A 23,174-nucleotide genomic window follows, 5' to 3' on the forward strand; every position below is an offset into this window, starting at 1 on the left:
CATTTGCTATAATAGATGGAAGCCAATTTTTGAACATACTATTTTTTGGCATGGGGAGAGAAGAGGCTTGCGTGTTTTAGGGATAGATCCAGGGATTGCGATCGTTGGATTTGGTTTCATCGACAAAATCGGGAGTAAGCTGGTTCCCGTCCAATACGGCTGTATTCAAACCGAAGCGCATACGCCTCAAGAGGAGCGTCTTAAGCAGGTCTATGAATCTACTTGTGCGCTGATGGATCGCTACAAACCGGATACCGTCGCTGTAGAGAAGCTGTTTTTCAATAAGAACGTGACAACGGCTTTTTCTGTCGGTCAAGCACGCGGCGTGATGATTTTGGCAGCGGCCCAGCGGGGATTGCCTGTGACGGAATATACCCCTTTGCAGGTGAAGCAGGCGGTTGTCGGATATGGCAAAGCGGAGAAGCGACAGGTACAGGAGATGGTGCGGATGTTCCTGAAGCTGAGCGCGATACCCAAGCCGGATGACGTAGCGGATGCGCTTGCGGTGGCCATTTGCCACGCCCATTCTTCCGTTCTGACGGATAAAATTAACGGGGTGAACCGGAAATGATCGATTATGTACGAGGACGCGTCGTCCATTTGGATACAGAGTTTGTTGTAGTAGATGTGCGAGATATCGGCTACCAGGTGTTTACGCCAAACCCGTATGCGTTTGCCAAGAGCGATGATGCAGTGACCATCTACACCCATCATCATGTTCGGGAAGACGCGACGCTGCTCTTCGGATTCGCTACCCGCGAGGAACAGGCGATGTTCCGCAAGCTGCTTGAAGTGTCAGGCATTGGACCGCGCGTCGCGCTCGGCATACTGGCAGGCGGTAAGCCGGAGACGATCGCGGCTGCCATCCAGCAGGAGAATTTGACGTTTCTGACCAAGCTGCCCGGCATTGGCAAGAAGACGGCGCAGCGGATGGTTCTTGACTTGAAGGATAAGCTTGATGCAATACCGGGAGGCTTCAGCTTCGCGGCGGCAAGCGTTGTACTCGATGATGGCGCGGACAGCGGAACGTTGTTCGGCAATCAGAACTGGAAGGAAGCACGCGAAGCGCTTACGACGCTCGGCTATACGGCAGCAGAGCTGGATCGCGCATGGCAGGGCATGAAGGATCATGCGGCAGCCGATGAATCCGTGGATGCCCTGATGAAACGGGCATTGCAGCAATTGTTTAAAGGCTAGCAGAGAGGGGTACGCGTGAATGGACGATCGGATTATTTCCGCCAACCTCATGATGGAAGATCAAGCGGTGGAGCTGAGTTTGCGCCCTCGCTATTTGGCCGAGTATATCGGTCAAACTCAAGTGAAAGAGAATCTGAAAGTATTCATTGAGGCGGCAAAGCTGCGCAAAGAAGCGCTGGATCATGTATTGCTCTACGGTCCTCCGGGACTTGGCAAAACAACGTTATCGAATATCATCGCCAACGAGCTTGGCGTTAATCTGCGAACCACTAGCGGCCCTGCGATTGAGAGGCCGGGCGATCTCGCCGCGCTTCTGACGAATTTGCAGGAAGGCGATGTTTTGTTTATTGATGAAATTCACCGATTGCATCGCACGGTGGAGGAAGTGCTCTATCCGGCGATGGAGGACTTTGCGCTCGACATCATGATCGGCAAAGGCCCCAGTGCGCGTTCGGTTCGTCTGGAACTGCCGCCGTTCACGCTGATCGGCGCTACGACGCGGGCCGGACTATTGTCCGCGCCGCTGCGCGACCGTTTCGGCGTAGTGAGCCGGTTGGAGTTCTATTCGGTGGATGAGCTCGCTTTTATCGTGTCGCGGGCAGCCGAAATTCTCGGCGTCAGCGTTATCGGTGAAGCGGCGCAAGAAATTGCGATGCGCTCCCGTGGGACGCCGCGGATTGCGAACCGGCTGCTGAAGCGGGTACGTGATTTCGCTCAAGTGCGCAATGATGGAATTGTTACGCATGAACTCGCCCAGTCTGCGCTTGGACTTATCCAAGTGGATCCGCTTGGCCTGGACAGCATCGATCACAAAATGCTCCGTGCCATGATATCCATCTATCGCGGCGGTCCCGTCGGGCTCGATACGATAGCAGCCACGATCGGCGAAGAAAGTCAAACGATTGAAGATGTCTACGAGCCTTATCTGATGCAGATCGGTTTCCTCCAGCGCACTCCGCGCGGCCGCATGGTCACACCGCTTGCCTATCGGCATCTGGGTCTTCCCGTGCCGCAGCAGCCCGGAGCTGACGCCGACAATGGTGAGGGAGGGAGTTCCGTATAATGGCCAAGAAAGAACGCAGCACGGATGAGAGCAAACGTGAGAAGCTTATTGTCTTATATGATGGTACCTGCAACTTATGTCTGGGCAGCGTTCGTAAGTTAAAGGAGCTGCAGTCGACTGCCGTGCTGCGATTCATTCCGGTTCAGTCGTTAGACGAAACCTACGAAACAATTCCCGGTCTCGCTTCGTTAAATACAGAGACCTTGCTGACGAAGATGCATGTCGTTGAAGCGGATGGGACGCTGCATGCGGGAGCTGCAGGCGTCATTCGGATTTTGCGGACGGTCAGAGGGCTAAGATGGCTGGCATGGCTGTACCGTGTGCCGGGTCTGCGAATCGCCGCGGATGGAATCTACCGCGTGATTGCGGCGAAACGTTATGACTGGTTCGGCCGAACGGATGACAGCTGTCATGAAGGAGTCTGTGCGTTACCCAAAAAAGATTAATGGTGAAGGGGGAATGGATGTTTTGCCGATGAAGGGCATAAACGTCGTTCAATCGAACGAGTCCATAGTGCCGGCAGTGAAACGATCAAGGCTGCCGAAGACGATGCGAACAATTACGCTGCTGTTGACCGGGGTTGTAGGCCTCTCCGTTTGGACATCCGTACCGTCAAACGGCGCGGCGGTACCTAAACTCGACAATATTCGTGTAGCCATCTTCCTGAATACAAGTAAGTATAAGCTCGATACGGCTGCAGCCACCTTCAGTTCGGCCGCTGCACTGCAAGTCGGCGTTCGCCAGCCTTCCGGCGTAGTCCCGATGTTTCAAAGCGGAAACGGAGAAACGACCAGGTTTACTCTGGACGACTATAAACCACTGCTGCTTGAGACGACCGATTATATGACGGCACTGGCCGCATATAAACGCCTCAAGGCAATGGGAGCAGCGGGTTTTATGACTGCGGCGAACGACTCTCGCGGGAAGGTTTATCAAATCGAAGAAGGGTCATATGCCACAGCCGCAGAAGCGAAAGCTGCCGGAGACCGCTGGTTGAAGGATGCTACGCTTGCCGGTTATGCAGGCAAGTCAACTAAAGCAGAGCTGGTCGGTCCGCTTCATTTGGATACCGGTTTGGTTTATGCCTCCAAAGACGAAGCTGTGAAAGCAGCGCAGTCTCTCGGGGCAAGCGGCGTAGAAGCGTATGCCGCCATCAAACAATCCGGCATGGATGCAGGCGTGTTTACCGTCGTGGTCGGCTCGGAGAGTGATCAGACGGCGCTCGGTCAAGTCAAAGCTCAAGCGTTGAATGTGAACGGTGCTTTGGCGCTGCGTCAGACGGATGCGACTTCCGCTTATTTTGTAATCCGGGACGACTATACTACGGTTGATTCTGCTTCTAAACCGCCGGTTTCGCTTTATTCGGTACCAACTACCGGAGCGAAGCTATGGATTTCAACTTCGGCTCCTACAGGCATTAAGCTCATGGAACGATATAATCGAAGCTATCGCGGGCAGTTTGAGGTAAGCGGATTAAACAACAAGCTTGCTGTCATTAACGAATTGCCGTTCGAGCAGTATCTGTACGCCGTTGTAGGTGCAGAGATGCCGGCATCGTGGCCGGCGGAAGCGTTGAAGTCGCAGGCGGTTGCGGCGCGTACATATGCAATCTATCAGGGATTTGGTTTTCAAATCGCGCATGTGGTAGATACTACACTCAGTCAAGCCTATGGTGGCATCGGTTCAGAGAAACCGACGACGATCGCAGCGGTTGATGCGACTAACGGCGAAGTGGCCACGTACAACGGCAAAGTGATAGAGGCGGTATTCTCTTCAAGCGCTGGGGGCGCTACAGCCGATTCGAGTGAGATTTGGGGCAATAGCATTAATTACTTGAAGAGTGCGCAGAGTCCGGATTCTTCCTCAGAGAAAGGGCTGTACCAATGGTATCGGATTGCCCTCCCGAATGGATCCGTTGGCTACATGCGCGAGGACTTGCTGGATGCTACCGATCAGAAATCAAAGGCCGGACAAGCCCTTCTGCGCGTAAATGCCGATGGAGCGAAGCTGCGTCCAATCCCGCTTATTCAAGAGAATGTACCTGTCGTCGATCAGGCTAATCGTGGAACGCTGGTTGTCCGGTTGGAGAAAGTTCCGCAATCCAATGAGATGTCTTGGGTAAGAGGAACGTACACGGCTGCAGAGCTTCTTGCATTCACGAACGGCAAGCTTCAGAAGCCTATAACAGGCAAGATCTCGACACTGGAAGTCAGCCAGAGCGGACCGTCCGGGCGTCCCATTGAGCTTTTGGTGAACGGACAGAAGCTGCAGGTCAAATATCCGGATGTTTATCGCGCCGCATTCGGAGGATTGCCAAGCACATTGTTCAAAATTGACGAAACAGCCAGAATGACCATTAAAGGCGGAGATCAAGCCGTGCGTGAACGCCCGACGGCAACCGATAACGGTACGATGTATCTCATCGGCGGCGATGGTCAAACCAAGGAATTGAAAGATCGCAATGTCTTCATCCTCAATGGCGATGGGGAACTGCGAGCCGCAACCAAAGATCCCGGCTTCCGATTCGTCGGTTCAGGCAACGGGCATGGCGTAGGCTTGTCCCAGTATGGAGCGCGCGGGTTGGCAGAGCTTGGGTATGACTATAAATATATAATGCAATACTATTACAAAGACGTGACGATCGTTAAGGAATGAGAACCAGTCGATGAATGTAAATGAATTTGATTTTGAATTACCGGAGCATCTGATCGCACAAACTCCGCTTGCAGACCGCACGTCCTCCCGGCTGCTGACGCTTAATCGCGAGTCGGGCGCAGTGGAGCATCATACGTTTACTAAGCTGGCTGAACTGCTTCAGCCGGGGGATACCCTAATCTTAAACGATACTCGCGTTATGCCGGCACGATTGATGGGGATTAAATCCGATACAGGCGCTAAAGTCGAACTGCTCCTGCTTAAGCAGCTTGAAGGGGATCGATGGGATACGCTGGCGAAGCCGGGCAAGCGGTTAAAGGTTGGCGCGCAGCTTTCCTTCGGGGATGACGGAAACGGTCAACCGCTGCTGCGAGCAACGGTGGTTGCGGAAGGTGAAATGGGCGGTCGCGAGATCGAGTTTCATTACGAAGGCATCTTCCCTGAACTGTTGGACCGGCTAGGCGAAATGCCATTGCCGCCTTATATTAAAGAGCGTCTTGACGATCGCGAGCGTTATCAAACGGTCTATGCCAAGCATGAAGGATCAGCCGCGGCACCGACGGCCGGGCTGCATTTTACCAGACTGTTTCTGGATCAGTTGAAGGCCAAAGGGGTACATATCGGTTATATCACGCTGCATGTTGGGCTCGGAACGTTCCGGCCGATGTCGGTGGATACGATCGAAGAACACACCATGCACTCCGAATATTACGAGTTAAGCGAAGAAACAGCAGCAATGCTCCGCTCCGCGAAGGAACGAGGAAGCAGAATAGTAGCCGTGGGCACAACTTCTGCAAGAACACTTGAAACCGTTGCGTCTCGGTTTACGTATGAGGATATACAGGCTTGCAGCGGCTGGACAGACATTTTTATTTTTCCGGGCTACAAGTTCAAGCTGGTTAATGCGTTACTAACGAATTTCCACCTGCCGAAGTCAACGCTGGTGATGCTCGTCAGTGCATTAGCCGGACGGACGGCAATTATGAAGGCGTACAAGGAAGCGATTGAACAGGAATATCGGTTCTTCAGCTTCGGCGACGCCATGTTTATTTACTAGGACAGAAAGAGGAAGTGCACGAGTGGCAATCACATACGAGTTAATTAAAACTTGCAAGCAATCAGGGGCGCGCCTTGGACGCGTACATACGCCTCACGGAGTTATTGAAACACCCGCTTTCATGCCGGTAGGCACGCAAGCTACAGTCAAGACGATCAGCCCGGAAGAGCTGAAGACGATGGACGCTCATATTATTCTGAGCAACACCTACCATCTGTTTATCCGGCCCGGACATGAAATCGTTCGTAAAGCGGGCGGACTGCATAAATTCATGAATTGGGATCGACCGATTCTGACCGACAGCGGCGGATTTCAAGTATTCAGCTTAAGCAACATGCGTAAGATCAAAGAAGAAGGCGTAGAGTTCCGCAGTCATCTCAGCGGCGACAAGCTGTTCTTGTCGCCGGAAGTGGCGATGGAGATCCAAAATGCGCTCGGCTCCGACATTATGATGGCATTCGATGAATGTGCACCGTACCCAGCCGACTATGATTATGTTAAGAAATCGCTGGAGCGTACGACCCGCTGGGCAGAGCGCTGCTTAGCCGCTCATGCACGTCCGCATGATCAAGGATTGTTCGCGATTGTACAAGGCGGCATGTACGAAGACTTGCGCCGTCAGAGCGCGGCAGAGTTGACTTCCATGGATTTCCCGGGGTATGCTATTGGAGGATTGAGCGTCGGAGAACCGAAGAATCTGATGTACAACGTGCTTGATTGTACGGTTCCGCTGCTACCATCCAATAAGCCGCGCTATTTAATGGGCGTAGGTTCACCGGATGCATTGCTCGAAGGCTCTATTCGCGGCATCGATATGTTTGATTGCGTACTGCCTACTCGAATTGCCCGTAACGGTACAACGATGACGAGCTCGGGACGATTAGTTATCCGCAATGCGAAATTCACGGAAGATTTCGGTCCGTTGGATCCGGAATGCAGCTGCTATACCTGTACGAATTACTCCCGTGCGTACTTGCGTCACCTCATCAAGGCTGACGAGACGTTCGGAATTCGATTGACTACGATTCACAATCTGCACTTCCTTCTAGAGATGATGCGAGGCGTGAGACAAGCAATCATGGATGACAGATTACTTGACTTCCGTGATGACTTCTTTAATAAGTACGGCTTGCACGAGAATGATAAAGGATTTTAAGGAAAGGGGTGAACTAATATGGGATCAGCAGCATCTTTACTCCCGTTTGTACTTATGTTTGCGGTATTTTATTTCCTTCTGATTCGTCCGCAGCAGCGTAAATCAAAGCAGCGCAACTCGATGCTTAGCTCGCTGAAGAAAGGCGATAAAATCGTAACGATCGGCGGTATGCACGGAACGATTATGGAAATCTCGGATGATGTCGTTGTCCTTCGCGTCAACGATGCAACGAAGATTACATTCGACCGCAGCGCGATTAACACGATTACGACAAGCGCGGCAGTATCTGCAGCACCATCTGCGCCTGTAGTAGAGAAGAAAGACGATCAAGCAGAGAACATTAAAGCTTAATCCAGCTGGTAACAGAAGCCGGAACGAGGGGGACTTAGAGCCCTTATCGTTCCGGCTTCTTTTAATTATAAGCTAGTGGACATGGATCGAGATTCATTCATAATTTCCAGCATTTACGCGCATAATGAACGTACATGCCAGGCGCCGATGGAGGTGGAGAACAGTGGGTAATTGGATGGAGATCACGTGGCGGACGTTAATGGCAGTCGTCTTCTTGCTCCTTATGACGAAGCTGCTTGGGAAACGCCAGGTTACCGAGCTGTCCGTATTTGAATATATCACGGGCATCACTATAGGTAACTTGGCAGGGTATATTTCGCTGGATACGGATGAGAAATGGTATTTGGGCTTTTTGTCCTTAGGCGTATGGGTAGCCGTGTCGCTCGGCATTGAGCTGCTTCAATTAAAGAGCAAGAGAGTCCGAAATTGGATTGACGGGACCCCGACCGTATTGATTCAGAAGGGCAAAATACTAGAGAAGAACTTAAAGAAAGAGCGCTTGACCACAGATGAGCTGATGCAGCAGCTGCGAATGAAGGATGTGTTCAAAGCAGCCGACGTTGAATTTGCCATCATGGAGGCAAGCGGGGCGATCAATGTGCTCCTCAAGACCGAGAATTTACCCTTAACCCCGAAGCAGCTTGGGATTAAAGTGACACCTGAGCGAGAGCCAATCGCGGTAGTCATGGATGGTGTCGTGCTGGTGGATCCCCTTCAAGTGAGAGGGTTTAACGAAGCCTGGCTGGTCAAAGAGCTCAAGAAATCGGATCTTCGCGTCGAGGATGTGTTTCTGGCCCAAATTGATGATTTCGGCACGCTGACGATCGATCTGTACGATGACAAGGTCAAGCAGCCGAAGAGCCAGAATCAAGCGACACTGCTTGCGGCATTGAAGAAATGCGAAGCGGATATGGAGATGTACGGACTGCTGACGGCGGACGAAAACGAGAAGCAGAAATATGCTGCCTGCTCCAAGCAGCTGCAGCAATTAATCGATGAGGTTAGACCGCTTATTTATCAATAAAAATGAGACCGTCGGTTCCCACAATGGAATGAACCGACGGTCTCTCTTTTGTTTATTTCGCATCCTCGCGAAGATAAGTAATGTTCCCCGGGGTAACGGAACCGCTGCGGCGACCACGACGCAGGGACAGGTTCATCGCGCTTAGACGCATGCCCATCGTGGAAGCAAATGTAGCAAGCACCACTCCGCCGCACATATCGATCAACCAGTGGATACCCAGATAGAAGATCGCAAAGATAATGATGACGGCACAGATGCAGCAGAACCATGCCCATCGTTTGATACCGGAACGCACGGCCAATATCGCAAGCGTAACCGATATCGACGTATGCAAACTTGGGAAGCAGTTATCAAGGCCTGATAAAGCCCGATACTGGTTCTCGAAATCCGGGAACACGTTCAGCATAAGGAATGAAACGTTCGTCGGATCATGATACCAAACTTCATTGACCGGCAGGAACAAATAGAACGGAATCGCGACTAAATAGTTAATCATAATCGCGTAACATAATGCGTAAAACATCCGTTTGTCTTTGCTGCGTTTGGAGTATATCCCGATGGATGCAATAAGCATCGCTTGAAAGACAACCACATACATGAAAGCCAGAAACACAGTCAAATAACGATTCTCGAACATATGTTGAAGATTGGCGACGAAGTTTCCTTCAATCGATTGGAAGAACGTTGCGAAATCATAAGTGTACGTCATATGATGTTCGATGCGCATCTCCAGCTTGTTGAGGAACAGTATCAACATCAAAGCGCCGAAATGCAGCAGATATTTGCGGTTTAGTGCCATCTCTCTGAGAAACAATCCACCAACCTTGAACGGGTTCGTTGCGGCTCCATACCAGATCAGAAGCGTCACCGTAATGGCCGAATAGATCGCGACCGTCGTCATGTTGTCAAACAAAGTCATGATACGTTCTTTCCTCCTAAAAGCACCTTCGTAATTTCAGCTCGATCTAGTATATCACAAACTATACCCAAGTGAGACCATTTCCAAAAGTGTTCACAAACGGGACAAGCTGTCAGGACCGTTTGGTGTTCACGCCGATCATGCCGCCGAACGCGCCGCAAAGCAAGGTTTCGACCAGCATCGTAAACGTTCTGCCGCTAATTCCGGTGTTCGTGGAAAGAAAGCTGACAAGCAGAATCAATAGGCCGTAGGCAATGCCGAGCATGCCTCCATAATACCACCCGCGCATTCCGGATCTTCTGCCGGATACGAACCCGCCCGCAAGCGAGGAAAAGCCGTGCACAATTAAACTGTAAAGCGGCAGCTGGGTTTCCTGCATGCTGCCCCATCTCAGCATAGAAGAGAGAAGAATCGCCCCTAATGCAAGCCAAATGGATGCATACAAAATGCCTGCGAGCATCGGTGAAGCCATGTGTACCTTAGGAACATTTTTCATGGCATTGATCGGTTTCATATCGCTATCCCTCCAATTATTTACGGTCGCGTTCACGATTATTACAAGATATGGTCAAGCTGAGCAGATTAGTACAAGTTGGCCCGCAGCAGCAGGCACTCCGCTTGATTACCAAATATTCGAACATCGGCCTTCGTATGATGTACTTTGCATCAGGTGACAATAGTTGTACTTTGTGCTGGCATGAAACAACTACAGCTGGCAGCGATAAATCAGCCAGATGCGAATGCGGGGATGCAGCAGCCTCGCACTACATCCAAGGAGGGCGGCTCAAGTGGAATACTTGATTCTGATGTTCCGGACGCTTCTCATCTACTTTATCGTGTTTCTCATTATGCGGCTTATGGGGAAGAGGGAGATCGGCAAGCTGTCCGTTTTTGACTTAGTCATCTCCGTCATGATTGCCGAGATTGCCGTATTCGTCATCGAGGATACGCAACGCCCGTTACTCCACGGTATTTTGCCAATGGTATTTCTGCTCGTCATTCAGATTGTCATTGCCGTCATTACGCTGAAAAGCCGTAAGCTGCGCATCCTGTTTGACGGTAAACCGGTTGTACTCGTGGAGCACGGTAAGCTCAATCGAGAAGCGATGCGCAAGCAGCGCTATAATCTGGATGACTTGATGCTTCAGTTTCGGGAAAATAAAACGAATATCGCCGATGTCGAGTTTGCCATCTTAGAGACGACAGGCAAACTATCCATTATCCAGAAGGATCGGAAAGATCATCACCATCCGGGATCATCGGGCGGTGAGCATGGGGGACAAGGGCAAAGCCATGAAGCCCATTTCCCTAAGCCGTTCCCCAAAAATTACCGCTTCGAAACGCTGCCCGTACCGCTCATCATGGATGGCGAGATTCAGAAAACGAATTTGGAGCAGCTCGGCAAAGACCGCTTCTGGTTGAACAATCAGCTGCGTCAGCGCGGAATTACCGATCCGAAGCAAGTCTTCCTATGCACGATTGATCATCGGGGCAAAATCTTTCTCGATGCGAGAAGAGGCAAAAATCCACATAAGTAAGTGACGAACACCGGCTCACAGAAGCCGGTGTTTTCTTAGGATTTGAACCATCTGCCGAGATAGGGGATGCGCTCCGCATCATAACGGTCGATGATGCGCATCATCACCATGAGAACGAGATAGACGACGATGCCTGCGGTGCAAGCGAGAATCAAGTTATGCCACAAGGCAGGAAGCGCCTGAAGATTCATCACCCACAACGACGCGGCTCCCATAATGAACATCGCGGCGCCGACTTTAAGGAAATCAAGCAGATCCATGCTGAAACCGACAGAGCGAACAACGGCGATCCAGTGCAGCGCGGTAACAAGGACGATATTGACATTGATGGCAATTAAGGCGCCGTATATCCCGAGGGATGGATTGGATGCCAGCTCAACAATGAGGACCAGCTTCACGACGGCACCGATAAAGGTGTTCAGGAGTGCTGTGGTGGGCTTATCGAGCGCCTGCAGCGCCGCTTGAAGCGGAGCCTGTAAATAGATGAATAAGCCGACAGGGGCCATCCATTGCAGCATTGGAGCAATTTCCACATGATCGTAGAGGATACGGCAAAGCGGCTCTGCGAATAGGAGCATCACCACTACGAAAGGAGCTCCCGTAACAAGAGATAGACGCATGGATTGATGGAGTCGTTTATGGATGGTTGCGCGGTCTCCTTTGGCTGCTGCTTCCGAAAGGGAGGGAACGAGCGAAACGGCAAGGGAATAGGTGAGTGCCGTCGGAAGCAGGAGGATTGGGACAATCATCCCTTGCAGCGCACCATATTGAGAGGTTGCCGCTCCGACAGCTATCCCTGCTGCGAGCAAAGCTCTTGCGGTCAATATGGATTCGAGCAGATAGGATAATGAGCCGATCATCCGGCTGCCCGTTACCGGCACAGACAAACTGATCAATCGGCGCATCACCGGAACACGCCGTTTATGAAAGGGAATATGAAATCGTGGTTTCGCTGCAGCAGACGGAATGTCCGATGAGGCAAGCTCCGTAACGGATTCCTCGCGGATAATTGCAAGCTTCACTCGTTTACGGTCAATCGCATATTGCCAGAGCAGAACGACCAGCCCCCCGATTTCACCCACGACCACGCCGAGCATCGCTCCCGCAGCGCCCCAGGCTAGTCCATAAGGCAGCAGCCATTTTGCGAATAACAGGGCAAATACGATGCGAATCACCGTTTCGAGCGTCTGTGAAAGCGCGGTCGGAATCATGTTTTGCTTCCCTTGAAAATAGCCCCGATACACCGAAGAGATCCCGATTATGAGCAGAAGCGGGCTCATCATGAGGAAGGTTTGATAGACTCGCGGATCAGTCATCAGCCGCGTCGTGATCCATGGGGTCAGCCATACGAATAAACCGGTAAGCAGGAGGGACAACAATACCGTCAGCGCCATCGCGGAACGGAATATCTGTTTGACCCGCTTGGAATCGCCCTTGGATTCGGCTTCCGCAATCCATTTGGCAACGGCCAGTGGAATGCCGCCGGTAATCAAAGTGAGCAGGACGATCAGAAACGGGTAACCGAGCTGGTACAACCCTACTCCCTCGGCACCGATAATGCGGGGAAGCGCAATACGCGGTACAAAGGCAAGGATTCGATTCACAATGCCTGCAAGCAGCAGAATTAACGCGCCTTTAATAAAAGATTGCTTGGTCACAGTCGGTTCCTCTCCCTTTACGTTCGATCCCTTTCCTTCACTTCCCATTACCAGCAAGACCTGTCCTGTTCTATCCTTATGCTTATGCGCAGCATGTCCGAATCCATGTCAATTTTTCAAATGCTGATCCGAGAAGCAGGAAAGTGGCAAGAGGGCGGCGAATGAATATAGGATAAAGGGCATAGTAACGTGAGGAGGTCGTGAGTATGACAGGCGAACTATTACCATTAACGAATGAAGAATGGATCGCGACCATCGAGCATTTATGTGATAGCAAAGCGGATGAATTCCGATTGATCGGTTACGAGCATGTATCCGGGAATGATATTTGGCAGTGTGTCAAGGACCGGTATACCAAAACAGGCGAACCGGCCATGCATCAGGTCGTCAACGATATCTTGTCGCTGAAAGTGACAAAATTTATGAACTTTTTGACGGTAAGTGCCTATAAAGGGACCCATTTTTAACGAGTGGGCTCTTTTTTTTGACTCGTTTTTGAGGCATCGCTATAATAGGAATGTTGACACAAGAGAATTTAAGGGGGAACTGAGGGTATTATGAATCGTCTGTTAGCATTCGTACTCATCGTCGTGCTATCTGCCGGCGTAGTAGCGGGAACAAGCTCTTGGCTTTTCAACGACGTGAAACTAGGACTTGATTTGAAAGGCGGATTTGAAATCCTGTATGAAGCCCAGCCTATCGAGGCGGGCGGGAAAGTGACGAAGGAGTCTCTGATCGAGACGGCTAAGAGCCTTGAGTCGCGTGCCAATGCTACGGGGGTAACAGAGCCGGAAGTTACGACTGAGGGCAGCAATCGGATTCGCGTCAAGATTGCCGGAGTTTCCGATGAGAACAAAGTAAGGGACATCCTCAAGAAACCTGCCGAATTGACATTCCGCAGCGCGCGCGGCTGCGCAGCTGATAAAGGATACTGTAAAATCGAGCTTCACGGCAGTGACTTCAAACAAAACGGAGCTTCGGTTCACCAAACGAACCTGAATGCTTACGAAATTGCGATTAAGCTTAAAAGCGCAAGTCAGTTCGCTGAAATCACACGCGAAATTGCCAAGCTGAGCCCGAACAACCAGCTTGCCATCTATTTGGATGAGACGCAGTTGTCCGCGCCGAACGTTGCGGCTGAAATTAACAGCAACGAAGCGGTTATTACGGGTAACTACACGCGTGAAGAAGCGAATGACCTTAAAAATACAATCAACTTAGGGGCGCTGCCGCTTAAGCTGACCGAGAAATACACGCAGAGCGTCGGTGCGACACTGGGTAAATTGTCCCTGCAACAGACAATTATTGCCGGTGCCATCGGTACCGTGTTGATTTTACTCTTCATGATGGTGTTTTACCGGTTGCCTGGCCTTATTGCGAGCTTCTGTATCATCGTATACATTTGGCTGCTGCTGCTTGGCTTCAACTTGATTGATGCCACGCTGACCTTGCCGGGTATCGCAGCCTTCATTCTCGGAATCGGGATGGCGGTGGACGCCAATATCATTATGGCCGAGCGGATCAAAGAAGAGATGCGCAGCGGCAAGAGCATTCTGTCCTCGCAGAAAGCAGGCTCCAAGCATTCGTTCCGCACCATTATCGATGCGCACGTGACAACTACAATCGCTGCGCTCGTGCTGTTCTTTATCGGTGTTGGTTCCGTTAAAGGGTTTGCTGTAATCCTGCTTCTAAGTATCATCATCAGTGTATTAACGAACGTGTTCTTCTCGCGCCTGCTCCTAACTTTGATTATCCGCAGCGGTCTTGTGAAGAAGAAATCCTACTTCGGTGTCAAGGAGAGTGAAGTACGTGCGCTTTAGTGGATTTGCAGAGGTTTCGGATCGTAAATTCGATTTCGTGAAGAAGGCTCGCTACTTCTTCATTTTCTCGATTGTCATTACGGTGCTTGGTATTGTTACACTTGGCATCCATGGCTTGAATTACGGAGTTGACTTCCGTGCTGGCTCCAGCGTTGATATTGCAGTGAAGAAAGATTTGACGGGTCAGAAGGACGAGATCGAGAAGTACCTGAAGGATAGTGGGTTCGGTGAACCTGGTTTAACAGTCGGGACAAGCCGTGTTACGCTTCGTTTCGACGATGTACTGACAGATGCGAAGGAAAAGACGCTGAAGGAAGGCTTTAACGAGAAATTTGACAAGGACGCTTCTGCCGAAGTCAATACGGTAGACGTTGAAATTGCCAAAGAGCTTCAGACGAATGCCTTGTATGCGATGCTGGTTGCGAGCATCGGGATTGTTATCTATGTCAGCATCCGGTTTGAGTGGCGCTTTGCCATTGCGGCGATCGTTGCTTTGCTGCATGATGCATTTATCGTCATCAGCTTGTTCTCGATCTTCAAACTGGAAGTGAATCTGCCATTCATCGTGGCGATCCTGACTATTATCGGTTACTCCATCAACGATACGATCGTTATCTTTGACCGGATCCGTGAGAACCTGCGATTCGCGAAACTCAAAAATGCCGCGGATATCGCTAAACTGGTCAATGAGAGCATCTGGCAAACGTTGACGCGTTCCATTAATACGGTTATGACCGTTGTCGTGGCTGCGCTTTGCTTGCTTATCTTCGGAAGCGAATCCATCAGACTGTTCTCGCTGGCTATCTTGTTTGGACTCGTAAGCGGAGCCTATTCGTCCATCTTTATCGCGAGTCAGCTCTGGCTTGTCCTGAAAAACAAACAAAAACCGAAAGCAGCAGTCAAGTCTCCGGCTGCATCGTAGTATGATAAGTAGAGGGTGGGGCCGAATCGGGTTCATCCACATGTACTAAACTTAAGCGAACAGGCTTGAACAGGAGGCATCCATGACAGCGACCCAACGTTATGCCAAAGCCGAGTCTGCCGCATGGACCGGTCTTATAGGTAACGGTTGTATAGCAGTAATTAAAGGCGGAATCGGCATGTTGGCAGGCAGCAAAGCGTTAATGGCCGATGCATGCCGTTCCGCTTCGGATGCAGCAGCCTCATTCGTCTCCTTAACGGGTGTCCGCCGCTGCAGGCAGCTGGGATCACCTCACGCGCCTGTACCGGCTACCAGAGGGCGAACGGAGGCAGCAACCGGCGTATTGGCATCCATACTGCTTATGATTATAGGTTTGGAAATTGGCATCTCTGCCATCAAATCCATCGCAGACGGTGTTGATGAAGCACCTGGCTGGCCGGCAGCTCTTGTCGTGTTTCTTGCATTTATTCTTAAAGAGGTTCGCTTCCCGATCAAGGAACGGGGAGCGGACTTATACGCTTCGCTTGCGGCGCTCGTCGGAACAGGCGGTGCGATGCTGGGCAAGCCGCTTGGCATGCCCGTCATGTACTACTTGGATCCGGCAGCATCGCTCATCATCGTAGTGATTGTTTTCTCCAGCGGGTACCGAGTCGCTTCCGCTTCCGTCATGCGCAGCCGATACCTGGAAGTAGAGCCGGCGGATATGTCGGAGCTTAAGGCAGTCGTGCTTCGCATGGAAGGTGTAATCGGCGTCGAGGTGCTTCGTGCAAGAGAGCACGGTCACTATGCGGTTGCTGATGTGGTCATCAGCGTCAATCCTCGCATTTCAGTGCTGGAAGGCAATGAGATCGCGAAACGCGTGAAATATTTTCTGATGAAACGGTTCAGTCACATGACGGAAGTGACCGTGCACGTGGAGCCGTATGATCCGGGTTATCCGTACAAAACAAATCATGATCCAAGTCAGGAACAACTACCGACGCTACTGCAATAGCAGCAGCGTTGATTTTTTTTGAGAAAAGAGGTGTCAGGCCAATTGATGCAATCCAAAACACGCTGGAGTCTCGCTTCGTTTGATTTGGAGGGAGAGGCGCGTGCAGCAGGTTTAGCGCGCAGCTTGTCCCTCTCACCGCTTGTCGCGAGACTGCTGGTTCAGCGCGGCTATGACCGGGTTGAATCTGCGCGTCAGTTTTTGAACGGGGGCATCGAATGTCTGCATGATCCTTTTCTGCTAAAGGGCATGAATGAAGCCGTATCTCGTATTCGAGCGGCAGCCCAGAACGGCGAACGAGTGCGGATTTATGGCGATTATGATTGTGACGGCGTCTCGTCGACCACACTCATGACCTACTTGTTTACGCGGCTGGAGCTGAATTTTGATTATTATATTCCCCATCGGACGCTGGAAGGGTATGGACTCAATAAAGCTGCATTACGTGCCGCCGCCGATAGCGGGATTACCCTTATCGTTACCGTCGATACCGGTATTAGTGCGGTAGAAGAAATCGCGTATGCGAACGAGCTCGGTATCGATATTGTCGTCACGGATCACCACGAGCCGCCTCATCAGCTTCCGGAAGCCTACGCCATCGTGAATCCGAAGCAAGAGGATTGCAGTTACCCGTTCAAAGGGCTGGCCGGCGTTGGGGTTGCGTTCAAGCTTGCGCAAGCTTTGCTGGACGAGCCTCCGATTGAATGGACGGACGTCGTTGCGCTCGGCACAATTGCCGACCTGATGCCGCTTAAGGATGAGAATCGCGTGCTCGTCAGACTGGGGCTGGAACAGCTTCGCCAAACCGAGAAGCCGGGCTTCCGGGCACTGGCCGAGGTCGGAGGAATCGAGCTGGCATCTATGCAATCATCCAATGTGGCATTCGGAATGGCGCCGCGCATCAATGCAGCGGGCAGACTGGAGCATGCCAAACAGGCGGTGGAACTGCTCACGTCAACCGATCATGAAGCGGCAGCAGCGAGTGCGATCAGCTTAGATGCGTTAAACCGCCAAAGACAGCTCATCGTGGAGACGATCGTGCAGGAAGCGCAGGACATGTGGGGGGCCAAATGTAAAGCTGCCGCAGAAGCAGGCAAACCGGAGCCTTCTGTTATCGTGCTTGCAGGCGAAGGCTGGAACGTTGGCGTTGTCGGCATCGTGGCATCGAAGTTCATCGAGAAGTACTATAAACCGACACTGATCCTCGGCATCGACGGTGAAACGGGCAAAAGCAAAGGCTCAGCTCGCTCCATTGAAGGGTATGACCTTCATGCGGCATTAACCGAATGCGATGCCTTGCTGGACCATTACGGGGGCCATCAAGCTGCGGCCGGCATGACCTTGCACCGCGACAACCTGGAAGCCTTTGAAGCGCAGCTTAGCGCGCTTGCGGACAGCTGGCTGACGGAAGAGGATTGGATTCCGAAAACGATGATCGATTTGACCTGCAAAATGGAAGATGCGACTTTGCGCGTCAGGGAGCAGCTCGCTCACCTGGAACCATTCGGAATCGGCAATGAAGCCCCTAAGCTGCTGCTCACCGGTGTTACGCTTGCCGATCGCAAAGCGATGGGGAAAGAAAGCAAACATCTGAAGCTGTCCATAAGCGGACAAGGCAAAATGCTCGATGCGGTTTGTTTCGGGAACGGACATCTGACGGAGCATCTCTCCCATGGCGCTGCCATTGAGTTGGTCGGGGAGCTTTCGGTTAATGAGTGGAACGGTCAGCGCAAAGCACAGTTTATGGTGAACGATTTGCGAGTGCCGCATATTCAAGTTTTCGATAAACGCGGGGATGCCGGCAGCGAGTCGCTTCCCGGACTTAGGAAACAGCTTACTGCCGGCAAGTACAGAGTACCAATTGTCCTGGTTCCAAGCGAGGTTTGGCTCGAAGCAGCTCAACCTTCGCAGGAAGCAGCAGATGTTTCGTACATGACTTATGATGCATTTGTGAAGCAGCAGAAGGTCCCATGCTCCCACTTATTCGTTTTCGGCCGACCTCCATCCGCAGAGAAACTATCCTATGCCCTGGCGGCTTGTGAAGGACTTGAAGCGGTCCATCTTCATTACGATATAAGCCGAGCCATACCGGCATTTCCAACACGGGAACAATTCGGGGACATGTATAAGCTGCTGCGCCGCGAATGCCCGATGGATGAAGAGGGCATAAGTAAACAATTGGCATCAAAGCTGAGCGGTATTACCGAATCCACCGTTTCGTTCATGTTAAAGGTGTTTACGGAATTGGAATTTATTCACACGGAAGAAGGGCTGGTTCAGCTGAGCCCTGTTACGGTGAAGCGTGAGCTGTCGCATTCGGCGGAGTACCGCGATGCACAGCGTACTGCCGAACTCAACGAAATCATCAGCGCGCCGATCAAAGGGTTAACCGATTGGATTATCAAGGAAGTACAGAACTCATTATTACACCTAAACGAAGGAGTCGTTATTTCATGAACTACAAAGACTACATCCGCATTATCCCTGACTACCCGCAGCCGGGAATCCGTTTCAAGGACATCACCACATTGACCAATAACGGTCCTGTCTACGCGCATGCAATTGACGCTATTCGTCAAGCCGTTGCCGACAAACAAATCGATTTGGTTGCCGGACCGGAAGCCCGCGGTTTTATTATCGGTGCTCCCCTTGCCGTAACGCTTGGTGTCGGTTTTGTCCCTATTCGCAAGAGCGGCAAGCTGCCGGGCGAAGTCATTGAAGCCAGCTATGATTTGGAGTATGGCAATGACAAGCTGGCTATTCATAAGGATGCGATCAAGCCGGGTCAACGCGTGCTGATTGCCGATGACCTTCTTGCTACAGGCGGAACGATTGCAACCACGATCAACCTGATTCGCCAGCTGGGCGGCGAAGTGGTTGGAGCTGCATTCTTGATCGAGCTGGGTTACCTGGATGGCCGCAAGAAGCTGGATGGAATCGACATTTTCTCGCTAATGACGTATTAATCTCTGCCAGACACGATAACGCCGGACACGGAAGGGTCATCCTTCTGCTGTCCGGCGTTCTCTGTACCTGCCTTTACGGCCGGATTGCGAGAGGTTGACGGAAAGGCTTTAAAACAGGCATAATAATAGGAAAACTCGGGCGAATCTGATTATCGAAGTTAGGTTCATCACTTTTAATGATTTGGGAAGCAAAACGCGAGGCAGCGTGCTTTTCCGGAAAGGGACATTCATGGGCATAGAGCAGTTACTCGACAAAGCATCGACCTATATGAAGGAGCAAGATCTGACACGGATCAAAGAAGCATACGAATTTGCCGATCAAGCCCACCACGGGCAAGTGCGTAAATCGGGAGAGCCGTATATTTTACATCCTGTCGCCGTAGCTGAAATTCTCGTCAACATGCAGATGGATGTGTTGTCGATTATCGCTGCGCTTCTTCATGATGTCGTTGAAGATACAACTGTCCCGCTTGAAGAGGTCAGAACCCGTTTCGGTGAGGCTTGCGCCGCTGTTGTAGACGGACTTACGAAGCTGGAGAAGATTCAATTCCGCTCCAAGGAAGAGCAGCAGAACGAGAACTACCGCAAAATGTTCGTTGCGATGGCACAGGACATGCGGGTTATCCTGATCAAGCTGGCTGACCGCCTTCATAATATGCGGACGCTGAAATATCAATCCGAGGAAGCGCAGCGGCGTATCGCGTACGAGACGCTGGAAATATTCTGCCCGATCGCTCACCGGCTCGGCATCTCGGCCATCAAGTGGGAGATGGAGGATATTGCGCTTCGTTATTTGAATCCGCAGCAATACTATCGCATCGCCAATCTCATGAAGAAGAAACGTGCGGAGCGGGAGCAATACATCGCGGATGTCATTACCCGGATCACGGAGAAGCTTGAGGATATGGGGATCGAAGGCGACATCTCCGGTCGTCCGAAGCATATATACAGCATTTATAAGAAGATGACCGCGCGCAGCAAGCAGTTTACGGAAATTTACGATCTGCTCGCCATTCGGATCATCGTTGATAATATTAAAGACTGTTACGCAACGCTCGGTATCATTCATACGTTATGGAAGCCGATGCCCGGCCGTTTCAAAGATTATATTGCGATGCCTAAAGCAAACATGTACCAGTCTCTCCATACGACAGTCATCGGTCCTACCGGCGAGCCGACGGAAGTGCAGATTCGGACATGGGATATGCATCGCACGTCTGAATTCGGGATCGCTGCCCACTGGGCTTACAAAGAAGGCGGCGTCGTTCCGGGTGGTTCATTCGAAGAGAAAATGACGTTATTCCGCGAAATCATCGAGCTTCAGCATGAAGCCAGCGATGCCTCCGAATTTGTGGAATCGCTGAAGATGGACTTTTTCTCCGATCTTGTATTTGTGTTTACGCCAAAAGGAGAGGTATTCGAGCTTCCGGCCGGCGCGGTACCGCTTGATTTTGCCTATCGGATTCATACTGAGGTCGGGAATCGCACCATCGGCTCCAAGGTTAATGGCCGAATCGTTCCGCTCGACTACAAGCTGAAGACCGGGGATATCGTTGAAATCCTGACCTCGAAGCATTCGTACGGCCCTAGCCAGGACTGGATCAAGATTGCGCAATCGTCTCATGCGCGAAGCAAAATCAAGCAGTGGTTTAAAAAAGAAAGACGCGAAGAGAACGTAGTTAAAGGCCGTGACAACATTGAGCGCGAGCTCAAACGCCTCGGACTTGAAGCGTCAGCCTTTATGTCGGATTCTCAGCTGCAGGAAGCCGCCTATAAATTCACGTTTAACGATATCGACGATATGCTGTCTGCTGTCGGGTTCGGCGGGATTACCGCTGCTCAGATCGTGACGAAGCTGACAGAGAAAATGCGCAAGGAAGCGGAAGAAGCGAATCAGATCGAGCTGACGAATGAGATGAAGGAGATGAAATCCTCCCCTTCGCTTCGTAAATCTCGTCCGACGCATGGCGTTTCCGTTAAAGGGGTAGACAATCTGCTTGTCCGGTTTGCTCGTTGCTGTAATCCGGTGCCCGGCGATGCTATTGTGGGCTATATCACGCGCGGACGCGGCGTGTCGGTTCACCGTTTGGATTGTCTGAACGTAAGTCCAAGTGCTGAAGGTGAAGAGGCTGCTCGCGTTATTGAAGTAGATTGGGAACAATCGGTTGAGGCGAACTACAGCGTTGATATCGAAATTACCGGACATGATCGCCCGGGATTGCTCAACGAAGTGCTGCAAGCCGTGTCTGAGAGCAAAACGAATATATCTGCCGTCTCCGGACGTTCGGATAAGAATAAGCTCGCCATGATTCATATGACGGTTTTGATTCGGAACATAGAGCATTTACAGTCTGTGGTGGAGCGCATCAAACGGGTGAAAGATATTTATTCCGTGCAGCGGATTATGCAATAACGGCAGATCTGATATTTCATTACGCTTGGCAGGGAGAGTTCGTAAGGTTATGAAAGTTGTTGTACAACGAAGCAAAAAGGCTTCCGTTACCGTAGATGGAGAAAAGGTCGGCTCGATCGATAGGGGGCTAATGCTGCTGGTCGGCATTACTCATGAGGATGATGAGTCCGATATTCGCTGGATGGCGGAGAAGATTGCGGGCTTGCGCATTTTTGAGGACGAAGAAGGCAAAATGAATCATTCCGTCAAGGATGTGGGCGGCGCGATTCTTTCGGTATCGCAGTTTACTTTATATGGCGACTGCCGTAAGGGCAGACGGCCGAATTTCATGGCTGCCGCACGACCGGAACAAGCGGAAGCGCTGTATGATGCATTCAACAAGCAGCTTCAATCGAGCGGACTGGCTGTGGAGACCGGCAAATTTGGTGCGATGATGGACGTGTCCTTGATCAACTGGGGACCGGTTACCTTGATAATCGACAGTAAAGCTTAAGCCAGGCCTCTGATGGTTTGAGTGTTAGAATAGCTTCGAACGGGAACACTAGCCTTAGAAGTGCACAGCTTTATTCGTGCACGACAACGGTGGAGGGATTCTCGTTATGCATCAGTCGCGTAAGGAGCAGAGTGTCGAACGGATATCGCGGAGACTGCTTCATGCGGATCGCCGCGAAGCGCTTATATTCGCAGAGATGGAAGAAAATATTGAAGCATCGGCTGACTTCGGCGGCTTCGCTGCAACACCCAGACGTTCGCCGGTTGGCGAGCATATGTAACGATACAGGAAGGACGGGCTGCCTCTTCGTCGAAGCACTCCGTCCTTTGCTGTCGGTTGCTGCGGAAACGGCAAGAAATCGCTTTATATTTTGTAACCAAACTGTAATGTGTTTAAAATGATACTCTAACATAGGCGGGCTATAATGAAACCCGACCCCCTTTTTTGAATATATTACTTTGATGAACCTACAACTTGTTTGTGGGTTCTTTTTCTTTGCGGTGGTGGAGACCCCCTAAATCCCCCTACAAGGGGGACCCCGAGGGACCCGTCCCTCTGGACACCCGGAATGTGACTAACGTGGGAGTAACAGAGAAGCGCTCGCGAGTTATATTTGGTGCGGAGGATCGCTTTCGTCCCATACGGGACACGCTTAACTTTTGGCCGGGTTTATCGACCTGGTGTCCCTCCGGGACCATCATAACGTAGTCCGCCTCAGAGGCGCATGTGATCGGGTGCGTGCAGTGCTCGCTTTCGTCCCGTCCGGGACACGCTTTACATTCGGCGCGCGATAGGGTTACCAGGTGCTCGCGGCTTTGCCGCTCGCACGGTAACCTGGAGGCCCGCTCGTAGCCCGCGGGGATGTTAGTTGGGGGTTGGTCGCTATCGCGACCGAAGAGCGATGGGCGATGGCCGCAATCGCGACCTAAGAGCATGAGCGAAGGGAGAAGA

At 51.4% G+C, this 23,174-nt stretch carries 22 protein-coding genes; 19 read left to right on the plus strand and 3 right to left on the minus strand.

Annotated features, from left to right (window positions below; all coding sequences use genetic code 11):
• Positions 1-67 precede the first annotated feature (67 nt).
• The 9 genes from ruvC (at position 68) to BM412_RS05295 (ending at position 8,503) form a co-directional block, all read left to right on the plus strand.
• Positions 68-571 (plus strand): crossover junction endodeoxyribonuclease RuvC, encoded by a 504-nt coding sequence (ruvC, locus tag BM412_RS05255; protein ID WP_091214843.1) that lies wholly within the window; start codon positions 68-70, stop codon positions 569-571.
• Complete coding sequence (ruvA, locus tag BM412_RS05260) at positions 568-1,197, plus strand: Holliday junction branch migration protein RuvA (RefSeq protein WP_091214845.1); 630 nt, start codon at positions 568-570, stop codon at positions 1,195-1,197. The genes ruvC and ruvA overlap by 4 nt, the downstream gene beginning before the upstream one ends.
• A 19-nt stretch (positions 1,198-1,216) precedes the next feature.
• Positions 1,217-2,260 carry a Holliday junction branch migration DNA helicase RuvB gene (gene ruvB / locus BM412_RS05265; protein ID WP_091214847.1) on the plus strand — a complete coding sequence of 348 codons (1,044 nt, stop codon included), beginning with the start codon at positions 1,217-1,219 and terminating at the stop codon, positions 2,258-2,260.
• Entirely contained in the window at positions 2,260-2,706 is a 447-nt protein-coding gene (locus BM412_RS05270) for a thiol-disulfide oxidoreductase DCC family protein (RefSeq protein WP_091214851.1), read from the plus strand. Before ruvB ends, BM412_RS05270 begins: the two co-directional genes overlap by 1 nt.
• On the plus strand, positions 2,684-4,915 hold the full coding sequence (locus BM412_RS05275) for a SpoIID/LytB domain-containing protein (protein WP_256256124.1): 2,232 nt from the start codon (positions 2,684-2,686) through the stop codon (positions 4,913-4,915). The genes BM412_RS05270 and BM412_RS05275 overlap by 23 nt, the downstream gene beginning before the upstream one ends.
• 10 nt (positions 4,916-4,925) lie before the next feature.
• Positions 4,926-5,972 (plus strand): tRNA preQ1(34) S-adenosylmethionine ribosyltransferase-isomerase QueA, encoded by a 1,047-nt coding sequence (gene queA / locus BM412_RS05280; protein WP_091214854.1) that lies wholly within the window; start codon positions 4,926-4,928, stop codon positions 5,970-5,972.
• Positions 5,973-5,994: 22 nt separating this feature from the next.
• On the plus strand, positions 5,995-7,128 hold the full coding sequence (gene tgt / locus BM412_RS05285) for a tRNA guanosine(34) transglycosylase Tgt (RefSeq protein ID WP_091214857.1): 1,134 nt from the start codon (positions 5,995-5,997) through the stop codon (positions 7,126-7,128).
• Positions 7,129-7,146: 18 nt separating this feature from the next.
• Positions 7,147-7,479 (plus strand): preprotein translocase subunit YajC, encoded by a 333-nt coding sequence (gene yajC, locus BM412_RS05290; protein ID WP_091214860.1) that lies wholly within the window; start codon positions 7,147-7,149, stop codon positions 7,477-7,479.
• A 163-nt stretch (positions 7,480-7,642) separates the two neighbouring features.
• Positions 7,643-8,503 (plus strand): DUF421 domain-containing protein, encoded by an 861-nt coding sequence (locus tag BM412_RS05295; RefSeq protein ID WP_091214862.1) that lies wholly within the window; start codon positions 7,643-7,645, stop codon positions 8,501-8,503.
• Positions 8,504-8,555: 52 nt separating this feature from the next.
• Here BM412_RS05295 and BM412_RS05300 read toward each other — a convergent pair whose 3' ends face one another.
• Both BM412_RS05300 and BM412_RS05305 read right to left on the minus strand, forming a co-directional pair.
• Positions 8,556-9,422 (minus strand): phosphatase PAP2 family protein, encoded by an 867-nt coding sequence (locus tag BM412_RS05300; protein WP_091214865.1) that lies wholly within the window; start codon positions 9,420-9,422, stop codon positions 8,556-8,558.
• Positions 9,423-9,534: 112 nt separating this feature from the next.
• Positions 9,535-9,936 (minus strand): TIGR04086 family membrane protein, encoded by a 402-nt coding sequence (locus BM412_RS05305; RefSeq protein ID WP_256256125.1) that lies wholly within the window; start codon positions 9,934-9,936, stop codon positions 9,535-9,537.
• A 274-nt stretch (positions 9,937-10,210) separates the two neighbouring features.
• Between BM412_RS05305 and BM412_RS05310 the strand changes: the two genes are divergently transcribed.
• Complete coding sequence (locus BM412_RS05310; RefSeq protein ID WP_256256126.1) at positions 10,211-10,960, plus strand: YetF domain-containing protein; 750 nt, start codon at positions 10,211-10,213, stop codon at positions 10,958-10,960.
• Between the two features lie 35 nt (positions 10,961-10,995).
• On the opposite strand, the gene spoVB is transcribed toward BM412_RS05310, so the two are convergent.
• Entirely contained in the window at positions 10,996-12,618 is a 1,623-nt protein-coding gene (gene spoVB / locus BM412_RS05315) for a stage V sporulation protein B (protein WP_091214870.1), read from the minus strand.
• Between the two features lie 206 nt (positions 12,619-12,824).
• Between spoVB and BM412_RS05320 the strand changes: the two genes are divergently transcribed.
• From BM412_RS05320 to BM412_RS32035, 9 genes are all read left to right on the plus strand, one after another.
• Complete coding sequence (locus BM412_RS05320) at positions 12,825-13,085, plus strand: post-transcriptional regulator (RefSeq protein ID WP_091214872.1); 261 nt, start codon at positions 12,825-12,827, stop codon at positions 13,083-13,085.
• Between the two features lie 90 nt (positions 13,086-13,175).
• A complete protein-coding gene (gene secD / locus BM412_RS05325; protein ID WP_091214874.1) occupies positions 13,176-14,438 on the plus strand; it encodes a protein translocase subunit SecD in 1,263 nt (420 codons plus the stop codon).
• A complete protein-coding gene (gene secF / locus BM412_RS05330) occupies positions 14,428-15,360 on the plus strand; it encodes a protein translocase subunit SecF (RefSeq protein WP_091214876.1) in 933 nt (310 codons plus the stop codon). Before secD ends, secF begins: the two co-directional genes overlap by 11 nt.
• A gap of 82 nt (positions 15,361-15,442) precedes the next feature.
• Positions 15,443-16,354, plus strand: a complete 912-nt coding sequence (locus tag BM412_RS05335) for a cation diffusion facilitator family transporter (protein WP_091214878.1) — start codon at positions 15,443-15,445, stop codon at positions 16,352-16,354.
• A gap of 45 nt (positions 16,355-16,399) precedes the next feature.
• Complete coding sequence (gene recJ / locus BM412_RS05340; RefSeq protein ID WP_256256127.1) at positions 16,400-18,808, plus strand: single-stranded-DNA-specific exonuclease RecJ; 2,409 nt, start codon at positions 16,400-16,402, stop codon at positions 18,806-18,808.
• Complete coding sequence (locus BM412_RS05345) at positions 18,805-19,317, plus strand: adenine phosphoribosyltransferase (RefSeq protein ID WP_091214884.1); 513 nt, start codon at positions 18,805-18,807, stop codon at positions 19,315-19,317. Before recJ ends, BM412_RS05345 begins: the two co-directional genes overlap by 4 nt.
• A 229-nt stretch (positions 19,318-19,546) precedes the next feature.
• Complete coding sequence (locus BM412_RS05350) at positions 19,547-21,730, plus strand: RelA/SpoT family protein (RefSeq protein ID WP_091214886.1); 2,184 nt, start codon at positions 19,547-19,549, stop codon at positions 21,728-21,730.
• Positions 21,731-21,779: 49 nt separating this feature from the next.
• Positions 21,780-22,223 carry a D-aminoacyl-tRNA deacylase gene (gene dtd, locus BM412_RS05355; protein ID WP_091214889.1) on the plus strand — a complete coding sequence of 148 codons (444 nt, stop codon included), beginning with the start codon at positions 21,780-21,782 and terminating at the stop codon, positions 22,221-22,223.
• 106 nt (positions 22,224-22,329) lie between these two features.
• The gene (locus tag BM412_RS32035; protein ID WP_177186732.1) at positions 22,330-22,503 is read left to right on the plus strand and encodes a hypothetical protein; all 174 of its coding nucleotides are present in this window, start codon (positions 22,330-22,332) and stop codon (positions 22,501-22,503) included.
• Positions 22,504-23,174 lie beyond the last annotated feature (671 nt).

The sequence above is a fragment of the Paenibacillus sp. BC26 genome, from assembly GCF_900116125.1.
Classification (GTDB): domain Bacteria; phylum Bacillota; class Bacilli; order Paenibacillales; family Paenibacillaceae; genus Paenibacillus_Z; species Paenibacillus_Z lignilyticus.